Genomic DNA, 16,307 nt, shown 5'->3' with positions numbered 1-16,307 from the left:
TCCCGTCAAAGCCTTGTAGCACCTGACTTCTGTCCGACAATTGCGTCTTTTTGCCGCTTATTTGGTTCCGTTGACCCCCAGGTTGAATCGACCAACGGCCTCGGAAGGGACAAAAAAGCTGTTATAAAGTTGCGCGCTAACCCATACGAGCCCTGCCTAATGCGTCCATTTATAAAGACATGGCTAACCATTTGCCTATTATTGCCACTGGCCGCCCACGCCACCAATCGTGAGCAACGTCTTCCGAACGTTAATGGTTACACCCCGAAATCCCATGCTTCTGCTCCTTCGAACAAAAGCAAAAAGTCAGTCAAACACGCTCAACACCTGGCCAGCAAAAAAAGCGGCCTGGTTCCGCCGATGGCGAACAAGGAAAGCAGCAACGTGCTGAGCCGCGCGGTCAACGTCCTCGGTACACCGTATCGTTGGGGCGGCAGCAGCCCGAGCAAAGGTTTCGACTGCAGCGGCTTGGTGAAATACGCGTTCAACGACGCCACGTTTGACCTGCCACGCACTTCCAATGCCATGGCCAGCGGTCACGGCCAGAAAGTCGATCGCAACGACTTGAAGCCGGGCGACCTGATTTTCTTCAACATCAAGAGTCGTCGAGTCAATCACGTTGCCATCTACCTGGGCAACGATCGCTTCATCCACGCACCGCGTCGTGGCAAGTCGGTGACCATCGACACACTGAAGAAGCCGTACTGGGAAAACCACTACGCCGTTGCAAAACGGGTTCTGCCAAAAGAACCGCATCAGATGCGGGTTGTTCAGCGCTGATTTGAAAACGCCTGCCTCCCGAGGCAGGCATTTGTGGCGAGGGAGCTTGCTCCCGCCGGGCTGCGAAGCGGCCCCAAAAAGCGCGAGCGCTACGCACTCGAGCGGGAGCAAGCTCCCTCGCCACAATGCTGTACCAGCCCCTCAGAAATTATCCGGCGACCGCGCCTTCTCCCGCGCATGGTCGCGAGTGACCAGGCCCTTGGTCACCAGGTCCTTCAGGCTCATGTCCAGCGTCTGCATGCCCAGCGACCCTCCTGCCTGAATCGATGAATACATCTGCGCCACCTTGTCTTCGCGGATCAGGTTTCGGATCGCCGACGTGCCGAGCATGATCTCGTGGGCGGCTGTACGCCCGCCGCCGATCTTCTTGACCAGGGTTTGGGAAACCACTGCCAGCAACGATTCGGACAGCATCGAACGCACCATCGACTTTTCATCCCCCGGAAACACGTCGATGATCCGGTCAATGGTCTTCGCCGCCGAGGTGGTGTGCATCGTGCCGAACACCAGATGACCGGTTTCGGCGGCGGTCAGCGCCAGGCGAATGGTTTCCAGGTCGCGCATCTCGCCGACCAGAATGACATCCGGGTCTTCGCGCAGGGCCGAACGCAAGGCCGTGGCAAAGCTGCGGGTATCACGGTGGACCTCACGCTGATTGATCAGGCATTTGCGCGATTCGTGGACGAACTCGACAGGGTCTTCAATAGTGAGGATATGGTGGTGGCGATGATTGTTCAGATAATCGATCATCGCCGCCAGCGTCGTGGACTTGCCGGAGCCGGTCGGGCCGGTCACCAGCACCAGGCCACGGGGAGCGTCGGTCATTTTGCGAAACACATCACCCATGCCCAACTCCTCCATGCTCAAGACCCTGGAGGGAATGGTGCGAAACACGGCGCCAGCACCGCGGCTCTGGTTGAACGCGTTGACCCTAAAACGTGCCACGCCGGGCAATTCAAAGGAAAAGTCGGTTTCCAGGTGCTTCTCGAAGTCCACCCGCTGGGTGTCGTTCATGATGTCGTAGATCAGCGCCTGCACTTCCTTGTGGTCCAGGGGCGGCAGGTTGATGCGCCGCACATCGCCATCAACCCGAATCATCGGTGGCAGGCCCGCGGACAGGTGCAGGTCGGATGCTCCTTGTTTGGCGCTGAACGCCAGCAGCTCAGTGATATCCATAGCACTCCTCAATTCCAGTAGAATGCCGCCAACCTCAGACCCGCTGGCGCCTCTTGAATGTCCACGATAGCAGACAACATTGAACTGGTTAGTTCGCGCATCCGCGCCGCCGCCCTCGCCGCCAACCGGGACGAACACAGCGTCCAGCTGCTGGCCGTGAGCAAGACCAAACCGGCACAAGCCCTGCGCGACGCCTATGCCGCCGGCCTGCGCGACTTTGGCGAAAACTACCTGCAGGAAGCCCTGGGCAAGCAGCTCGAATTGGGCGACCTGCCCTTGATCTGGCACTTCATCGGCCCCATTCAATCGAACAAGACTCGCGCAATCGCCGAGCACTTCGCCTGGGTGCATTCCGTGGATCGCCTGAAAATTGCACAACGCTTGTCCGAACAACGACCTGCCGATTTGCCACCGTTGAACATCTGCATCCAGGTCAATGTCAGCGGTGAGGCCAGTAAATCCGGCTGCGCCCCGGCCGACCTGCCGGCCCTGGCCAATGCCATCAGTGCCCTGCCACGCCTCAAGTTGCGCGGATTGATGGCGATTCCCGAGCCGACTGAAGATCGCGCCGCCCAGGATGCCGCCTTTGCTGCCGTGCAGAACCTGCAAGCCAGCCTCAATCTGCCGCTCGACACACTTTCCATGGGCATGAGCCACGATCTCGAATCGGCCATCGCTCAGGGCGCCACCTGGGTCCGCATTGGTACGGCCCTGTTTGGCGCTCGCGACTATTCACAGCCTTGATCCATGGCTTACACACTTTTTATAAGGACCTGACATGAGCAAGACGCGTATCGCCTTTATCGGTGCCGGTAACATGGCCGCCAGTCTGATCGGCGGCCTGCGGGCCAAAGGCCTGGACGCCACGCAGATCCGCGCCAGCGACCCGGGTGAAGAAACCCGCGCCCGGGTAAGCGCCGAACACGGCATCGAAACCTTTGCCGACAACGCACAGGCCATCGACGGTGCCGACGTGATCGTACTGGCGGTCAAGCCTCAAGCGATGAAAACAGTCTGCGAAGCGATCCGTCCAAGCCTGAAGCCTGAGCAACTGGTGGTTTCCATTGCTGCCGGCATCACCTGCGCCAGCATGAACAACTGGCTCGGCGCCCAGCCGATCGTGCGTTGCATGCCCAACACCCCGGCACTGCTGCGTCAGGGCGTGAGCGGCTTGTTCGCCACGCCTCAGGTCAGTGCCGAACAGCGTCAGCAAGCGCAAGAGCTGCTATCGGCCGTCGGGATTGCCTTGTGGCTGGAGCAGGAGCAGCAACTGGATGCGGTCACCGCCGTTTCCGGCTCGGGCCCTGCCTACTTCTTCCTGCTGATCGAAGCCATGACCGCCGCGGGCGTGAAACTCGGCCTGCCAGCCGACATCGCTGCTCAATTGACCCTGCAAACCGCACTGGGCGCCGCTCACATGGCGGTGTCCAGCGACGTCGACGCTGCTGAACTGCGTCGTCGCGTGACCTCGCCTGCGGGCACCACGGAAGCGGCGATCAAATCGTTCCAGGCTGGCGGCTTCGAAGCGCTGGTCGAAAAAGCACTGGGCGCCGCCGCGCACCGTTCGGCCGAAATGGCTGAGCAACTCGGTCGCTAATCCGCTCTCACAAAGGAATCAATGATGCTCGGACTCAATGACGCTGCCATTTTTGTGATTCAAACCCTGGGCAGCCTGTATCTGCTGGTCGTGCTGTTGCGCTTTATCCTGCAACTGGTGCGGGCAAACTTCTACAACCCGCTCTGCCAGTTCGCCGTGAAGGCCACCCAACCGTTGCTCAAGCCACTGCGCCGGGTCATCCCTAGCATGTTCGGGCTGGACATGTCGTCCTTGGTGTTGGCGCTGATCGTGCAGATGGTGCTGTTCGCCGTCATCCTGCTGCTCAGCGGGTACAAGGTCGACGTGCTGTTCCTGGTGCCATGGGCCTTGATCGGTATCTTCGCGCTGTTTTTGAAGATCCTGTTCTGGGCGATGATCATCAGTGTGATCCTGTCCTGGGTCGCTCCAGGCAGCCATAACCCCGGCGCAGAACTGGTCCAGCAGATCACCGAACCGGTACTTGCACCCTTCCGCCGGATCATTCCGAACCTGGGCGGCCTCGACATCTCGCCCATCTTCGCCTTTATCGCACTGCAATTGCTGCAAAGCTGGCTGATTCCGCGCCTGGCTTACTACGCGCTGATGCCTAAGGAATTATTCGGCTTGATCTAAACCGCTTCATCATTCATCGCGATCAGACTCGCTGCCACATTGGAATGCGTTTCCCCTGTGGGAGCGACCCTGCTCGCGAATGAAGTGCCTCGGTACAACTGAATGAAATCAGGCCCGCCCTTTGCTTGCCGCTAACCCCACCGGTCTTTAGACTTACGCCTCATTTCAATGAGAGCAGGGTCGATGCCAGCTGCCTTCCCCCCCGATTCTGTTGGTCTGGTGACGCCGCAAGTGGCGCACTTCAGCGAACCCCTGGCGTTGGCCTGCGGTCGTTCGCTACCAGCCTATGACTTGATTTACGAAACCTATGGCACGCTGAACGCCACGGCGAGCAACGCCGTGCTGATCTGCCACGCCTTGTCCGGACACCACCACGCGGCCGGCTATCACAGCCCTGACGACCGCAAACCCGGTTGGTGGGACAGCTGCATCGGCCCCGGCAAGCCCATCGACACCAACAAATTCTTCGTGGTCAGCCTGAACAACCTCGGCGGCTGCAACGGCTCCACCGGCCCGAGCAGCATCAACCCGGAGAGCGGCAAGCCATTTGGTGCCGACTTCCCGGTGCTGACCGTGGAAGACTGGGTGCACAGCCAGGCGCGCCTCGCCGACTTGCTCGGCATCGGCCAATGGGCGGCCGTCATCGGCGGCAGCCTGGGCGGCATGCAGGCCCTGCAGTGGACCATCACCTACCCGGACCGCGTACGGCACTGCCTGGCCATCGCCTCGGCACCGAAGCTGTCGGCGCAGAACATCGCCTTCAACGAAGTGGCACGTCAGGCGATTCTCACCGATCCGGAATTCCACGGTGGTTCGTTCCAGGAATTTGGCGTGATCCCCAAGCGCGGTCTGATGCTGGCACGGATGGTCGGGCACATCACGTATCTGTCCGACGATTCCATGGGCGAGAAATTCGGTCGCGGCCTGAAAAGCGAGAAGCTCAACTACGACTTCCACAGCGTCGAGTTCCAGGTCGAAAGCTACCTGCGCTACCAGGGGGAAGAGTTCTCCGGACGGTTCGACGCCAACACTTACCTGCTGATGACCAAGGCCCTGGACTACTTCGATCCGGCCGCCAATTTCGACGATGACCTGGCCAAGACCTTCGCCGGCGCCACCGCCAAGTTCTGTGTGATGTCGTTCACCACCGACTGGCGCTTCTCCCCTGCCCGCTCCCGGGAACTGGTGGACGCACTGATGGCCGCGCGCAAGGACGTCTGCTACCTGGAAATCGACGCGCCGCAGGGCCACGACGCCTTCCTGATTCCGATCCCGCGTTACTTGCAGGCGTTCGGCAATTACATGAACCGCATTACGTTGTGAGATAGCCATGAGAGCTGATCTGGAAATCATCCAGGAATGGATCCCCGCCGGTAGCCGCGTGCTCGACCTGGGTTGCGGCGATGGCGAGTTGCTGAGCTGGCTGCGTGATAACAAGCAGGTCACCGGTTATGGCCTGGAAAACGACGCCGACAACATCGCCGAATGCATGGCCAAGGGCATCAACGTCATCGAACAGGACCTGGACAAGGGCCTGGGCAACTTTGCCAGCAACAGCTTCGACATCGTGGTCATGACCCAGGCGCTGCAGGCGGTGCATTACCCGGACAAGATCCTCGACGAAATGCTACGGGTCGGTCGCCAGTGCATCATCACCTTCCCCAATTTCGGTCACTGGCGCTGCCGCTGGTACCTGGCCAGCAAGGGGCGGATGCCGGTTTCCGAGTTTCTGCCGTACACCTGGTACAACACGCCAAACATCCATTTCTGCACTTTCGAAGACTTTGAAGCCTTGTGTCGCGAACGTGAAGCCAAGGTCATTGATCGGCTTGCCGTGGATCAACAGCATCGGCACGGGTGGGCCAGTAAGCTATGGCCTAATCTGTTAGGTGAGATCGGTATCTACCGCGTCAGCAGCCCGGGGCTTGCGGACCACAAGGTCGCGGTCTGAATCACCACATTTCGAGGAGAACGATCATGGGTCGTCTAGCGCTGTTTCTACTCACCGCCTGCCTGAGCGTCACGGCCATGGCCGCCGACGTCATCAAAAGCGAGCGCCAGGAAACCTTTGGCGACGTGACGGTGCACTACAACACCTTCAATTCCACCTACCTGACGCCGGACATCGCCAAATCGGCCGAGCTCATTCGCAGCAAGAATCAGGGCGTGATCAATATTTCGGTGCTCAAGGACGGTAAACCGCTGATGGCGCAAGTCACCGGCACGGTCAAAGACCTGACCAGCCAGAGCGTGCCACTGAGCTTTAAACAGATCACCGAGCAGGGCGCCATTTATTACATCGCTCAGTACCCTGTGCCTCAACAGGAAACCCGCACCTTCGAGATCAAGGTGCAGACCGGTGACAAAATCAACACCATCAATTTCAACCAAGAGCTCTTCCCCGGCGAATGATCAATTTCACGCAACTCGTACTGGCCAGCCACAACGCCGGCAAACTCAAGGAACTCCAGGCCATGCTCGGCGACTCGGTGCAACTGCGCTCGATCGGCGAGTTCAGCCAGGTCGAGCCTGAAGAAACCGGCCTGTCGTTCGTCGAGAACGCGATTCTCAAGGCCCGCAACGCCGCGCGCATTTCCGGCCTGCCGGCGCTGGCCGACGATTCCGGGTTGGCGGTGGACTTCCTCGGCGGTGCGCCGGGCATCTACTCGGCGCGCTATGCCGACGGCAAGGGCGATGCGGCGAACAACGCCAAACTGCTGGACGTCCTCAAGGACGTGCCCGAGGCCGAACGCGGCGCACAGTTCGTCTGCGTGCTGGCCCTGGTGCGACATGCTGAAGACCCGCTGCCGATTCTCTGCGAGGGCCTGTGGCATGGTCGCATCCTGAATGAGGCCAGTGGCGAACACGGCTTTGGCTACGACCCGCTGTTCTGGGTGCCGGAGCGCGATTGCTCCAGCGCCGAGCTGAGCCCGGGCGACAAGAACCAGATCAGCCACCGCGCCCGTGCAATGGATCTGCTGCGCCAGCGTCTGGGCCTGAAATGACCCACGACCGCTCCGCGTCGCCGCTCATCTTCGGCGGTGCCGCGCAATCGCCTCGGGCGGCCCTGCCGGTCCTGCCGCCCTTGGCGCTGTACATCCACATCCCGTGGTGTGTGCGCAAATGCCCTTACTGCGACTTCAACTCCCATACCGCCAGCCCGGTGCTGCCGGAAGAGGAGTATGTCGATGCGTTGCTGGCCGACCTCGATCAGGACCTGCACGCTGTCTATGGCCGCGAGTTGACCTCGATTTTCTTCGGTGGCGGCACGCCGAGCCTGTTCAGCGCCGCCGCGCTGGGCCGACTGCTCAAAGGCGTCGAACAGCGCATCCCCTTTGCCAACGACATCGAAATCACCCTGGAAGCCAACCCCGGCACGTTCGAGCAAGAGAAATTCGTCGCCTATCGGGCGCTCGGCATCAATCGCCTGTCGATCGGCATCCAGAGCTTCCAGCAAGCAAAGCTCGAGGCGCTGGGGCGGATTCACAACGGCGACGAAGCGGTGCGAGCCGCTGGCATGGCGCGTCAGGCCGGGTTCGATAACTTCAACCTGGACCTGATGCACGGCCTGCCGGATCAGTCACTGGAGGACGCCCTGAGCGACCTGCGCCAGGCCATCGCCCTGAAGCCGACCCACCTTTCCTGGTATCAGCTGACCCTGGAGCCGAACACCGTGTTCTGGAACCAGCCGCCGACGCTGCCGGAAGACGACACCTTGTGGGACATTCAGGAAGCCGGCCAGGCACTGCTGGCCGAACACGGTTACGCGCAGTACGAGGTCTCGGCCTACGCCCAACCGGGCCGCCCGGCACGGCATAACCTCAATTACTGGAGTTTCGGCGACTTCATTGGCATTGGTGCCGGCGCCCACGGCAAGCTCAGCCATCCGGACGGGCGCATCGTGCGAACCTGGAAGACTCGCCTGCCGAAGGACTACCTCAACCCGGCCAAAAGCTTCCAGGCGGGCGAGAAAGCCCTGACCAACGACGAGATGCCGTTCGAGTTCCTGATGAATGCCCTGCGCCTGACCGAAGGGGTCGAATCGCGCCTGTATCCGGAACGCACCGGCCTGTCCCTGGAAAGCCTGGCCGAAGCGCGTCGCGAGGCCGAACAAAGTGGCCTGTTGCAGGTCGAACCGACACGTCTGGCGGCTACCGAGCGCGGACAGCTATTCCTCAACGACTTGCTGCAAAAGTTTCTGACATAAGGAAATCGAATGGATCTGGTACTCGACCTGCTCGCCACCGTTTCTCGCTGGAGCCGCAGCAATCTCTCGGAAATCGCCCTGGCCCTGGTGGGCTGTCTGCTGGTGCTGTTTGGCGCTGACTTCAAAGGCTGGGTCGAGCAACGCCTGGGCAGCATTGCTGGCGCCTTGCGCGTACCGTTGATGGCATTGCTGTGCATGGTGGGCAGCGGCGCCGCGCTGATCTACGCCACGCCGTGGATCGTTCGCGGCTTGAGCCAATTCAACAACTACAGCCTGGCGCCGGTGTTGCTGGTGGTGCTGGTGCTCATCGGCGTCGTGGCTGACCGCCGCTGACTTTCGGCTGTACATAAAACAACTGTGGGAGCGAGCCTGCTCGCGATGAGGGGCTGACATTTAACATCTTCGTCGACTGTCAGACCGCTATCGCGAGCAGGCTCGCTCCCATAGGTTTTACGCCAGTTTTTCGAACTTCAGATCCCACACACCATGCCCAAGACGTTCGCCACGGCGTTCGAACTTGGTGATCGGCCGCTCGGCCGGGCGCGGTACGCATTTGCCGTCTTCGGCCAGGTTGCGATAACCCGGCGCGACGTTCATCACTTCCAGCATGTATTCAGCGTACGGTTCCCAGTCGGTGGCCATGTGCAGGATGCCGCCGACCTTCAACTTGCTGCGTACCAGTTCAGCGAACGAAGCCTGAACGATGCGACGCTTGTGATGACGGCTCTTGTGCCATGGGTCCGGGAAAAACAGCATCAGGCGATCGAGGCTGTTGTCGGCCACGCAACGGTTGAGCACTTCGATGGCATCGCAATCGTAGACCCGCAGGTTGGTCAAACCCTGGGTCAGCACGCCATTGAGCAACGCACCAACGCCCGGACGGTGCACTTCGACACCGATGAAATCCTGCTCCGGCGAAGCCGCCGCCATTTCCAGCAGCGAATGGCCCATGCCGAAACCGATTTCCAGCGAGCGCGGGGCCGAGCGACCGAATACATGGTCGAAGTCCACCGGCGCGTCGGCCAGGGGCAGCACGAACAGCGGTGCGCCCTGCTCCAGGCCACGTTGTTGGCCTTCGGTCATGCGCCCGGCACGCATCACGAAACTCTTGATGCGGCGGTGTTGGCGCTCGTCGCCTTCTTCCGTCTGGATAGGCGTGTCGTTCGATTCAGTCATCAATGGCTCTTACTTGATCAGACCATCCAGCGGCGAAGAGGCGCTGGCATAGAGTTTTTTCGGCATGCGGCCAGCGAGGTAAGCCAAACGGCCCGCAACGATGGCGTGATTCATGGCTTCAGCCATCATGATCGGCTGTTGGGCGTGGGCGATCGCCGAGTTCATCAGCACGGCGTCACAACCCAGTTCCATGGCGATGGTAGCGTCGGAAGCGGTACCGACACCGGCATCCACCAGCACCGGAATTTTGGCTTCTTCAAGGATGATCTGCAGGTTGTAGGGGTTGCAGATCCCCAGGCCAGAACCGATCAGGCCGGCCAGCGGCATCACCGCGATGCAGCCGATTTCCGCCAGTTGCCGGGCGATGATCGGGTCGTCGCTGGTGTAGACCATCACGTCGAAGCCTTCCTTGACCAGCGACTCGGCGGCCTTGAGGGTTTCAATCACGTTGGGAAACAGGGTTTTCTGGTCCGCCAGCACTTCCAGCTTCACCAGGTTGTGGCCATCGAGCAGCTCACGCGCCAGGCGGCAGGTGCGCACGGCCTCGACTGCGTCATAGCAACCGGCAGTGTTCGGCAGAAAGGTGTAGCGATCCGGCGACAGGAAATCCAGCAGGTTCGGTTCGCCCGCGTTCTGGCCGAGGTTGGTACGACGCACGGCGAAAGTGACGATCTCGGCACCCGAGGCCTCGATGGCCAGGCGGGTTTCTTCCATGTCACGGTACTTGCCGGTACCTACCAGCAAACGCGACTGGTAAGTACGACCAGCCAGGACGAAGGGCTTGTCGCTACGAACGATGCTCATGGGAAATCCTCTGTAGGAGTGAGGGTCTTGCAGAATTCTCGGCCCATGCGGGCCAGACGGCTAGCCGCCGCCGATGGCGTGCACGACTTCGACGTTGTCGCCGTCATTGAGCGTGGTATCGGCATGCTGACTGCGCGGGACGATATCCAGATTGAGTTCGACCGCCACCCGACGTCCGGTCAGGTCCAGACGGGTCAGCAGGGCCGCAACGGTTTCACCGTCGGGCAGTTCAAAGGATTCGCCGTTCAACTGAATGCGCATGCCGGATGCCGCCATCATTTTTAGGGGCTGGCATTCTAGCCCGATCGTGACCTAAAGGTCAGCAACAAGCGTCAAGCGGTAAGCTGCAAGCGCCAGGCGGCAAGGCCCAGGCAAAACCAGCCGACCAGGAATGCCAGGCCGCCAAAAGGCGTGATGATGCCGAGCTTGCTGAAGCCTGTCAGCGTCAGCACGTACAGACTGCCGGAGAACAGCAGGATGCCGATGGCAAAGGACGCACCGGCCCAGGTGATCAGTCGACCGGGCACCTGCGTGGCCAGCAGCGCCACCCCCAGCAGTGCCAGTGTATGCACCAGTTGATAGGTGACGCCGGTGTGGAAAATGGCCAGGTACTCGGCACTCAGGCGATTTTTCAGACCGTGGGCGGCGAATGCGCCAAGGCCGACACCGGTGAAACCGAAAAAAGCGGCCAGCATCAGAAAGCCACGCAGCATGAAGAACTCCAGTCAGACGCAATCAACAGGGTCTGTATAATGGCCCGCTCAACGGGTTCGGCCAAGCCATCTCTATGCTGCGTATATTTTTCCGTCGATTCACGAAGGCCGTGCTCTGGTTCATGGGCGGCAGCGTACTGCTCGTGCTGATTTTTCGCGTGGTACCACCGCCGGGGACGGCGTTGATGGTTGAACGCAAGATTGAATCCTGGTTCAACGGCGAACCCATTGACCTGCAACGCACCTGGAAGCCCTGGGATGAAATCTCGGATGACCTGAAAGTGGCGGTGATCGCGGGTGAGGATCAGAAATTCCCGGAGCACTGGGGCTTTGACTTCGGAGCGATCCAGGCCGCACTGGCCCATAACGAGCTCGGAGGCACAGTTCGCGGCGCCAGTACCCTGAGCCAGCAGGTTTCGAAAAACCTGTTCCTGTGGTCCGGTCGCAGCTGGTTGCGCAAAGGCCTGGAGGCCTGGTTTACCGGCCTGATCGAAGTGTTCTGGCCCAAACAGCGGATTCTCGAGGTGTATCTCAACAGCGTCGAGTGGGATGACGGGGTATTTGGTGCCGAGGCCGCTGCACGACATCACTTTGGCATCAGTGCGAAAAACCTCAGCCGCCAGCAATCGAGTCTATTAGCCGCTGTGCTGCCCAACCCGCGCGTGTGGAGCGCCAGCCATCCGACTTCGTACGTTTCGCGGCGTGCGGGGTGGATACGGCAGCAGATGAGCCAGTTGGGGGGCGACAGCTATCTGGCGGGACTGAACGATTCGCGCCGGGCGCCGTGGTCTCAATGACGCTGCCAATCCCCTGTGAGAGCGAGCCTGCTCGCGATGAGGTCACCAAACTCAATATTTATGTCGACTGATCCGACGCTATCGCGAGCAGGCTCCCACATTCGGTATGTGTGAGGCCAGAAACAAAAACGCCCCGATCAATGGATCGGGGCGTTTTTTATTGCCTGCTTGACGGTTACGCGGCAATCGAGAGCTTTAGCTTGTTCATCGCGCTCTTCTCAAGCTGACGAATACGCTCGGCCGACACGTTGTACTTCTGCGCCAGGTCGTGCAGCGTGGCTTTTTCTTCTGCCAGCCAACGCTGATAGAGGATGTCTCGACTGCGGTCGTCCAGCACTTCCAGCGCTTCGTGCAGGTTGTGATTGGAGTTGTCGCTCCAGTCGGCATCTTCCAGTTGACGGGCCGGATCGTACCGGTGGTCTTCCAGGTAGTTGGCCGGCGACTGGAAAGCACTGTCGTCGTCAGCTTCAGCCGCCGGGTCGAAGGCCATGTCATGGCCGGTCAGGCGACTTTCCATCTCGCGCACTTCCCGCGGCTCTACGCCGAGGCTTTCCGCCACACGATGGACTTCCTCATTGTTCAACCAGGCCAGACGTTTCTTCTGGCTGCGCAGATTGAAGAACAGTTTGCGCTGGGCCTTGGTGGTCGCGACTTTCACGATACGCCAGTTGCGCAGGATGAATTCGTGGATTTCAGCCTTGATCCAGTGCACGGCAAAGGACACCAGGCGCACGCCCATTTCCGGGTTGAAGCGCTTCACGGCCTTCATCAGGCCGACGTTACCTTCCTGGATCAGGTCAGCCTGAGCCAGACCGTAGCCGGAATAGCTGCGGGCGATATGTACGACAAAACGCAGGTGGGCGAGCACCATCTGCCGAGCCGCCTCAAGATCCTGCTCATAATAGAGACTCTCGGCCAGTTCACGCTCCTGCTCCGGCGTCAGCAAAGGAATGCTGTTCACCGTGTGCACATAGGCCTCCAGGTTCGCACCCGGGACCAGAGCATATGCAGGCTGCAAAGAATTGGTCATACGAAAAAACCTCCGACTTACATAACTCGTGCAGTTAAGCACTGCGAAAATTGACCGGAAACCGAAGAACAAGTTCCCATAAACGCTGAAAGGTCAATACGAGCAAAATGATACTACTTAGGCGCAAGCTCCCTCAGGTGGCGTGCGACTGCAATCCATGCACCGATATACCCTAACAGCACCGCGCCAAGCAAGAGAGACAGACCGTCGGCAACCGGCACTCCGGCCAGCGCGAAATCACTGCCGTACAAACCGGCCAGCCCGACTACCGCGTCATTCAGCCAGTTAAGGCCAAACGCCAATACACCCCAGGAAAAAATCCCCGCACCGAAGCCATAAAGCGCGCCCATATAGAGAAAGGGCCTGCGTACATAGCTGTCAGTGCCGCCGACCAGTTTAATCACTTCTATCTCTGTGCGGCGGTTTTCAATATGAAGACGAATGGTATTGCCTATCACCAAAAGTAATGCAGAAACCAGAAGCACGGTCAGACCGAAGACAAAACGGTCGCCCAGCTTGAGAATGGCTGCCAGACGCTCCACCCAGACTAAATCAAGCTGCGCCTGCTGTACCTTCGGCAGCTCGGAAAGTTTTTGTCTTAATGCTTCAAGAGTCGGCTTATCGACTTCGTTCGGCGTCACCAGGACCACGCCGGGCAGCGGGTTTTCCGGCAACTCCTTGAGCGCGTCGCCCAGGCCGGACTGCTGCTGGAACTCTTCCAGCGCTTGATCCCGCCCAACGTATTCGGCATCGGCCACGCCCGGCATAGCCTTGATCCCCTCGCGCAGCGCCTCGCCTTCGGCCGGGCTGGCTTCGAGTTGCAGGTACAGGGAAATTTGCGCAGCTCGCTGCCAGGAACCACCCAGACGCTCAACGTTACTTAGCAAAAGTGACAGACCCATGGGCAAACTCAGGGCCACGGCCATCACCATGCAGGTGAAAAAACTGCCGATAGGCTGCTTGCCCAGACGACGCAAGCTGTCGAGCAGACTGGCGCGATGGCTCTCGACCCAGGCACGGAACAGCGTGGCGAAGTCCGGGCCGTCATCGTCGTCGTGCTTTTTCTTGGTCGGTTGCGGATCGGCAGCCTTCGGGGCCACACGCTCGGAAACCTTTGGACTGCGAGTCGCACTCATACGCCGGCCTCCCCGTCGCCAATCAATCGACCGCGTTGCAGGGTCAGCATGCGATGGCGCATGCGCGCGATCAGGGCCAGGTCGTGACTGGCGATCAGCACGCTGGTGCCCAGACGGTTGATGTCTTCAAACACACCCATGATTTCCGCCGCCAGACGCGGGTCGAGGTTACCGGTCGGTTCGTCCGCCAGCAGCAAGGCCGGACGGTGGACGATGGCGCGGGCAATGCCGACGCGCTGTTGCTGGCCGGTGGAGAGGTCGCCGGGGTACAGACCGGTCTTGTCCGACAGCGCTACACGCTCCAGGGCCGAATCCACGCGCTTGGCGATTTCCGCCTTGGACAGGCCAAGAATCTGCAACGGCAGCGCGACGTTGTTGAACACCGTGCGATCAAACAACAGCTGGTGGTTCTGGAACACCACGCCGATCTGTCGGCGCAAAAATGGAATCTGCGCGTTGCTGATGGTGCTCAGGTCCTGCCCGGCCAGCAGCAACTTGCCGCTGGTGGGACGTTCCATGGCCAGCAGCAACCGCAACAAAGTACTTTTACCGGCACCGGAATGGCCGGTTACAAACAAAAACTCACCGCGACGGACTCGAAAGCTCAGCTCATGCAAGCCGACGTGACCGTTCGGGTAGCGTTTACCGACCTGTTCGAAACGAATCATGAACGCTCCCGCTCGGCAAACAGTGCCTGGACAAAGGGTTCAGCTTCAAAAGTGCGCAAATCGTCGATGCCTTCACCGACGCCGATGTAGCGGATCGGCAGACCGAACTGCTTGGCCAGGGCAAAAATCACCCCGCCCTTGGCGGTTCCGTCGAGCTTGGTCAGTGCCAGGCCAGTCAGTTCGACGGTCTGGTTGAACTGTTTGGCCTGGTTGATGGCGTTCTGGCCGGTGCCGGCATCGAGCACCAGCAACACTTCGTGCGGTGCATCGGCGTCGAGCTTGCCGATCACCCGGCGAACTTTTTTCAGCTCTTCCATCAGGTTGTCTTTGGTGTGCAGACGACCGGCGGTGTCGGCGATCAGCACATCAATGCCACGGGCCTTGGCGGCCTGCACGGCGTCGAAGATAACCGAAGCCGAGTCGGCACCCGTGTGCTGGGCGATGACCGGAATCTTGTTGCGCTCACCCCAGACCTGCAATTGCTCGACCGCCGCGGCACGGAAGGTGTCACCGGCAGCGAGCATGACCTTCTTGCCTTCCAGCTGCAGTTTCTTTGCCAGCTTGCCGATGGTGGTGGTCTTGCCGGCACCGTTGACGCCAACGACCAGAATCACGAACGGCTTGTTTTGCGAGGTGATTTTCAGCGGTTGCTCGACGGGCTTGAGCATGGCCGCGAGTTCGGCTTGCAGGGATTTGTACAAGGCATCGGAGTCAGCCAGCTCCTTGCGCGCAACCTTCTGGGTCAGGCGCTGAATGATCACCGAAGTGGCTTCGACGCCGACGTCGGCGGTCAGCAGACGGGTTTCGAGATCATCGAGCAGATCATCGTCGATGGCTTTCTTGCCCAGAAACAGGCTGGCCATGCCTTCACCGATGCTGGCGCTGGTCTTGGACAGGCCTTGTTTGAGGCGGGCGAAGAAACCGGCCTTGGTTTCTTCGGTGCGAACGGGTTCAGCCGGCGGTTCGACCGGTGCAGCGACAACAGGTGCAGGTGCAGGCTCTGGCGCTTTGACAACCGGTGCAACCGGTGGGACGAATACCGGCGCAGTCTCGACAACCGGCGCGGCAATAACCGGCTCGATCACTGGCGCACGAACCGGCTCATGAGCCACGGGTGGCTGTGCAGGAATCGGCGGCGTCACGTGTGGCGCCTGCTCATCTTCAACCAGGGCCACCGGTTCTTCCGCCACCGGCAACGTCAGCCAGGGCTGAGCGACCGGGGTTCGGGGCAATTCGGCCGGAACTTCGTCTACAGGTTCGGCAACCGGTTGCAGTACCGGCTCTGCGATTGGCAACACAACTGGCGCAGGCGCTGGCTCGGGTGTTGACTGTGGCTGTTCGACGACGGGTTCCTGCGGTTTTTTGCGCAGCCATCCGAACAGGCTTTTCTTTTCGCCAGCCGCAGCTGGGGTCTTCTTGTCGTCGTTGGAACCAAACATGGGGGACGGCTATCTCACGGTAGCGACGCGCCAACGGGCGCCCCGGCAAATAAATATTCGATGCAGAACAGACTGTGATTCATCCAGCTTGTTCACGCGCAACATTTTGTCGAGGTGCTCAACGGCGCCTCAAGAAATCGACTTCTCATAGGACTAAAGCAGCAAAATCGGC

At 60.2% G+C, this 16,307-nt stretch carries 20 protein-coding genes; 11 read left to right on the top strand and 9 right to left on the bottom strand.

The window, feature by feature from the left end:
- The first annotated feature begins 159 nt into the window (after positions 1-159).
- Positions 160-780 carry a C40 family peptidase gene (locus ACVWYU_RS02550; RefSeq protein ID WP_090326087.1) on the top strand — a complete coding sequence of 207 codons (621 nt, stop codon included), beginning with the start codon at positions 160-162 and terminating at the stop codon, positions 778-780.
- Between the two features lie 141 nt (positions 781-921).
- Here the strand turns inward: ACVWYU_RS02550 and ACVWYU_RS02545 are convergent, their stop codons facing one another.
- Positions 922-1,956 (bottom strand): type IV pilus twitching motility protein PilT, encoded by a 1,035-nt coding sequence (locus tag ACVWYU_RS02545; RefSeq protein WP_247254447.1) that lies wholly within the window; start codon positions 1,954-1,956, stop codon positions 922-924.
- Positions 1,957-2,013: 57 nt separating this feature from the next.
- On the opposite strand from ACVWYU_RS02545, the gene ACVWYU_RS02540 reads away from it, so the two are divergent.
- The 9 genes from ACVWYU_RS02540 to ACVWYU_RS02500 all read left to right on the top strand — a co-directional run bounded on the left by ACVWYU_RS02540 (position 2,014) and on the right by ACVWYU_RS02500 (position 8,705).
- A complete protein-coding gene (locus tag ACVWYU_RS02540) occupies positions 2,014-2,700 on the top strand; it encodes a YggS family pyridoxal phosphate-dependent enzyme (protein WP_457371830.1) in 687 nt (228 codons plus the stop codon).
- 34 nt (positions 2,701-2,734) lie between these two features.
- Positions 2,735-3,553, top strand: coding sequence for a pyrroline-5-carboxylate reductase (gene proC / locus ACVWYU_RS02535; RefSeq protein ID WP_090326095.1), 819 nt, complete (start codon positions 2,735-2,737; stop codon positions 3,551-3,553).
- 24 nt (positions 3,554-3,577) lie between these two features.
- Positions 3,578-4,165, top strand: a complete 588-nt coding sequence (locus ACVWYU_RS02530; RefSeq protein WP_090326098.1) for a YggT family protein — start codon at positions 3,578-3,580, stop codon at positions 4,163-4,165.
- 183 nt (positions 4,166-4,348) lie between these two features.
- Positions 4,349-5,488 (top strand): homoserine O-succinyltransferase MetX, encoded by a 1,140-nt coding sequence (metX, locus tag ACVWYU_RS02525; protein WP_090326101.1) that lies wholly within the window; start codon positions 4,349-4,351, stop codon positions 5,486-5,488.
- 7 nt (positions 5,489-5,495) lie between these two features.
- Positions 5,496-6,116 carry a methionine biosynthesis protein MetW gene (metW, locus tag ACVWYU_RS02520; RefSeq protein ID WP_390957555.1) on the top strand — a complete coding sequence of 207 codons (621 nt, stop codon included), beginning with the start codon at positions 5,496-5,498 and terminating at the stop codon, positions 6,114-6,116.
- 26 nt (positions 6,117-6,142) lie between these two features.
- On the top strand, positions 6,143-6,577 hold the full coding sequence (locus tag ACVWYU_RS02515; RefSeq protein WP_090326107.1) for a DUF4426 domain-containing protein: 435 nt from the start codon (positions 6,143-6,145) through the stop codon (positions 6,575-6,577).
- Positions 6,574-7,170: an RdgB/HAM1 family non-canonical purine NTP pyrophosphatase gene (gene rdgB / locus ACVWYU_RS02510; RefSeq protein WP_090326109.1), complete on the top strand. Its 597-nt coding sequence runs from the start codon at positions 6,574-6,576 to the stop codon at positions 7,168-7,170. Before ACVWYU_RS02515 ends, rdgB begins: the two co-directional genes overlap by 4 nt.
- Positions 7,167-8,372, top strand: a complete 1,206-nt coding sequence (gene hemW, locus ACVWYU_RS02505) for a radical SAM family heme chaperone HemW (RefSeq protein WP_457371829.1) — start codon at positions 7,167-7,169, stop codon at positions 8,370-8,372. Before rdgB ends, hemW begins: the two co-directional genes overlap by 4 nt.
- 9 nt (positions 8,373-8,381) lie before the next feature.
- Positions 8,382-8,705, top strand: coding sequence for a DUF3392 domain-containing protein (locus ACVWYU_RS02500; protein WP_056853986.1), 324 nt, complete (start codon positions 8,382-8,384; stop codon positions 8,703-8,705).
- 117 nt (positions 8,706-8,822) lie between these two features.
- Here ACVWYU_RS02500 and trmB read toward each other — a convergent pair whose 3' ends face one another.
- The 4 genes from trmB to ACVWYU_RS02480 all read right to left on the bottom strand — a co-directional run bounded on the left by trmB (position 8,823) and on the right by ACVWYU_RS02480 (position 11,065).
- Entirely contained in the window at positions 8,823-9,548 is a 726-nt protein-coding gene (trmB, locus tag ACVWYU_RS02495) for a tRNA (guanosine(46)-N7)-methyltransferase TrmB (RefSeq protein WP_457371828.1), read from the bottom strand.
- A 9-nt stretch (positions 9,549-9,557) separates the two neighbouring features.
- Positions 9,558-10,352: a thiazole synthase gene (locus tag ACVWYU_RS02490; RefSeq protein ID WP_457371827.1), complete on the bottom strand. Its 795-nt coding sequence runs from the start codon at positions 10,350-10,352 to the stop codon at positions 9,558-9,560.
- A gap of 60 nt (positions 10,353-10,412) precedes the next feature.
- Positions 10,413-10,613 (bottom strand): sulfur carrier protein ThiS, encoded by a 201-nt coding sequence (gene thiS / locus ACVWYU_RS02485; RefSeq protein WP_007953386.1) that lies wholly within the window; start codon positions 10,611-10,613, stop codon positions 10,413-10,415.
- A gap of 71 nt (positions 10,614-10,684) precedes the next feature.
- Positions 10,685-11,065, bottom strand: a complete 381-nt coding sequence (locus ACVWYU_RS02480) for a DUF423 domain-containing protein (RefSeq protein ID WP_090326120.1) — start codon at positions 11,063-11,065, stop codon at positions 10,685-10,687.
- A 74-nt stretch (positions 11,066-11,139) separates the two neighbouring features.
- Between ACVWYU_RS02480 and mtgA the strand changes: the two genes are divergently transcribed.
- Positions 11,140-11,862: a monofunctional biosynthetic peptidoglycan transglycosylase gene (mtgA, locus tag ACVWYU_RS02475; RefSeq protein WP_457371826.1), complete on the top strand. Its 723-nt coding sequence runs from the start codon at positions 11,140-11,142 to the stop codon at positions 11,860-11,862.
- 175 nt (positions 11,863-12,037) lie between these two features.
- Here mtgA and rpoH read toward each other — a convergent pair whose 3' ends face one another.
- The 4 genes from rpoH to ftsY form a co-directional block, all read right to left on the bottom strand.
- Entirely contained in the window at positions 12,038-12,892 is an 855-nt protein-coding gene (rpoH, locus tag ACVWYU_RS02470) for an RNA polymerase sigma factor RpoH (RefSeq protein ID WP_047534555.1), read from the bottom strand.
- A gap of 113 nt (positions 12,893-13,005) precedes the next feature.
- The gene (ftsX, locus tag ACVWYU_RS02465) at positions 13,006-14,028 is read right to left on the bottom strand and encodes a permease-like cell division protein FtsX (protein WP_457371825.1); all 1,023 of its coding nucleotides are present in this window, start codon (positions 14,026-14,028) and stop codon (positions 13,006-13,008) included.
- A complete protein-coding gene (gene ftsE / locus ACVWYU_RS02460; RefSeq protein ID WP_457371824.1) occupies positions 14,025-14,696 on the bottom strand; it encodes a cell division ATP-binding protein FtsE in 672 nt (223 codons plus the stop codon). The genes ftsX and ftsE overlap by 4 nt, the downstream gene beginning before the upstream one ends.
- Entirely contained in the window at positions 14,693-16,135 is a 1,443-nt protein-coding gene (gene ftsY / locus ACVWYU_RS02455) for a signal recognition particle-docking protein FtsY (RefSeq protein ID WP_457371823.1), read from the bottom strand. The genes ftsE and ftsY overlap by 4 nt, the downstream gene beginning before the upstream one ends.
- Positions 16,136-16,307: the final 172 nt, after the last annotated feature.

This window comes from Pseudomonas sp. TE12234, assembly GCF_054061835.1.
Note: the sequence above shows the minus strand (reverse complement) of the source record. Positions and strands in the feature narration are given on the sequence as shown.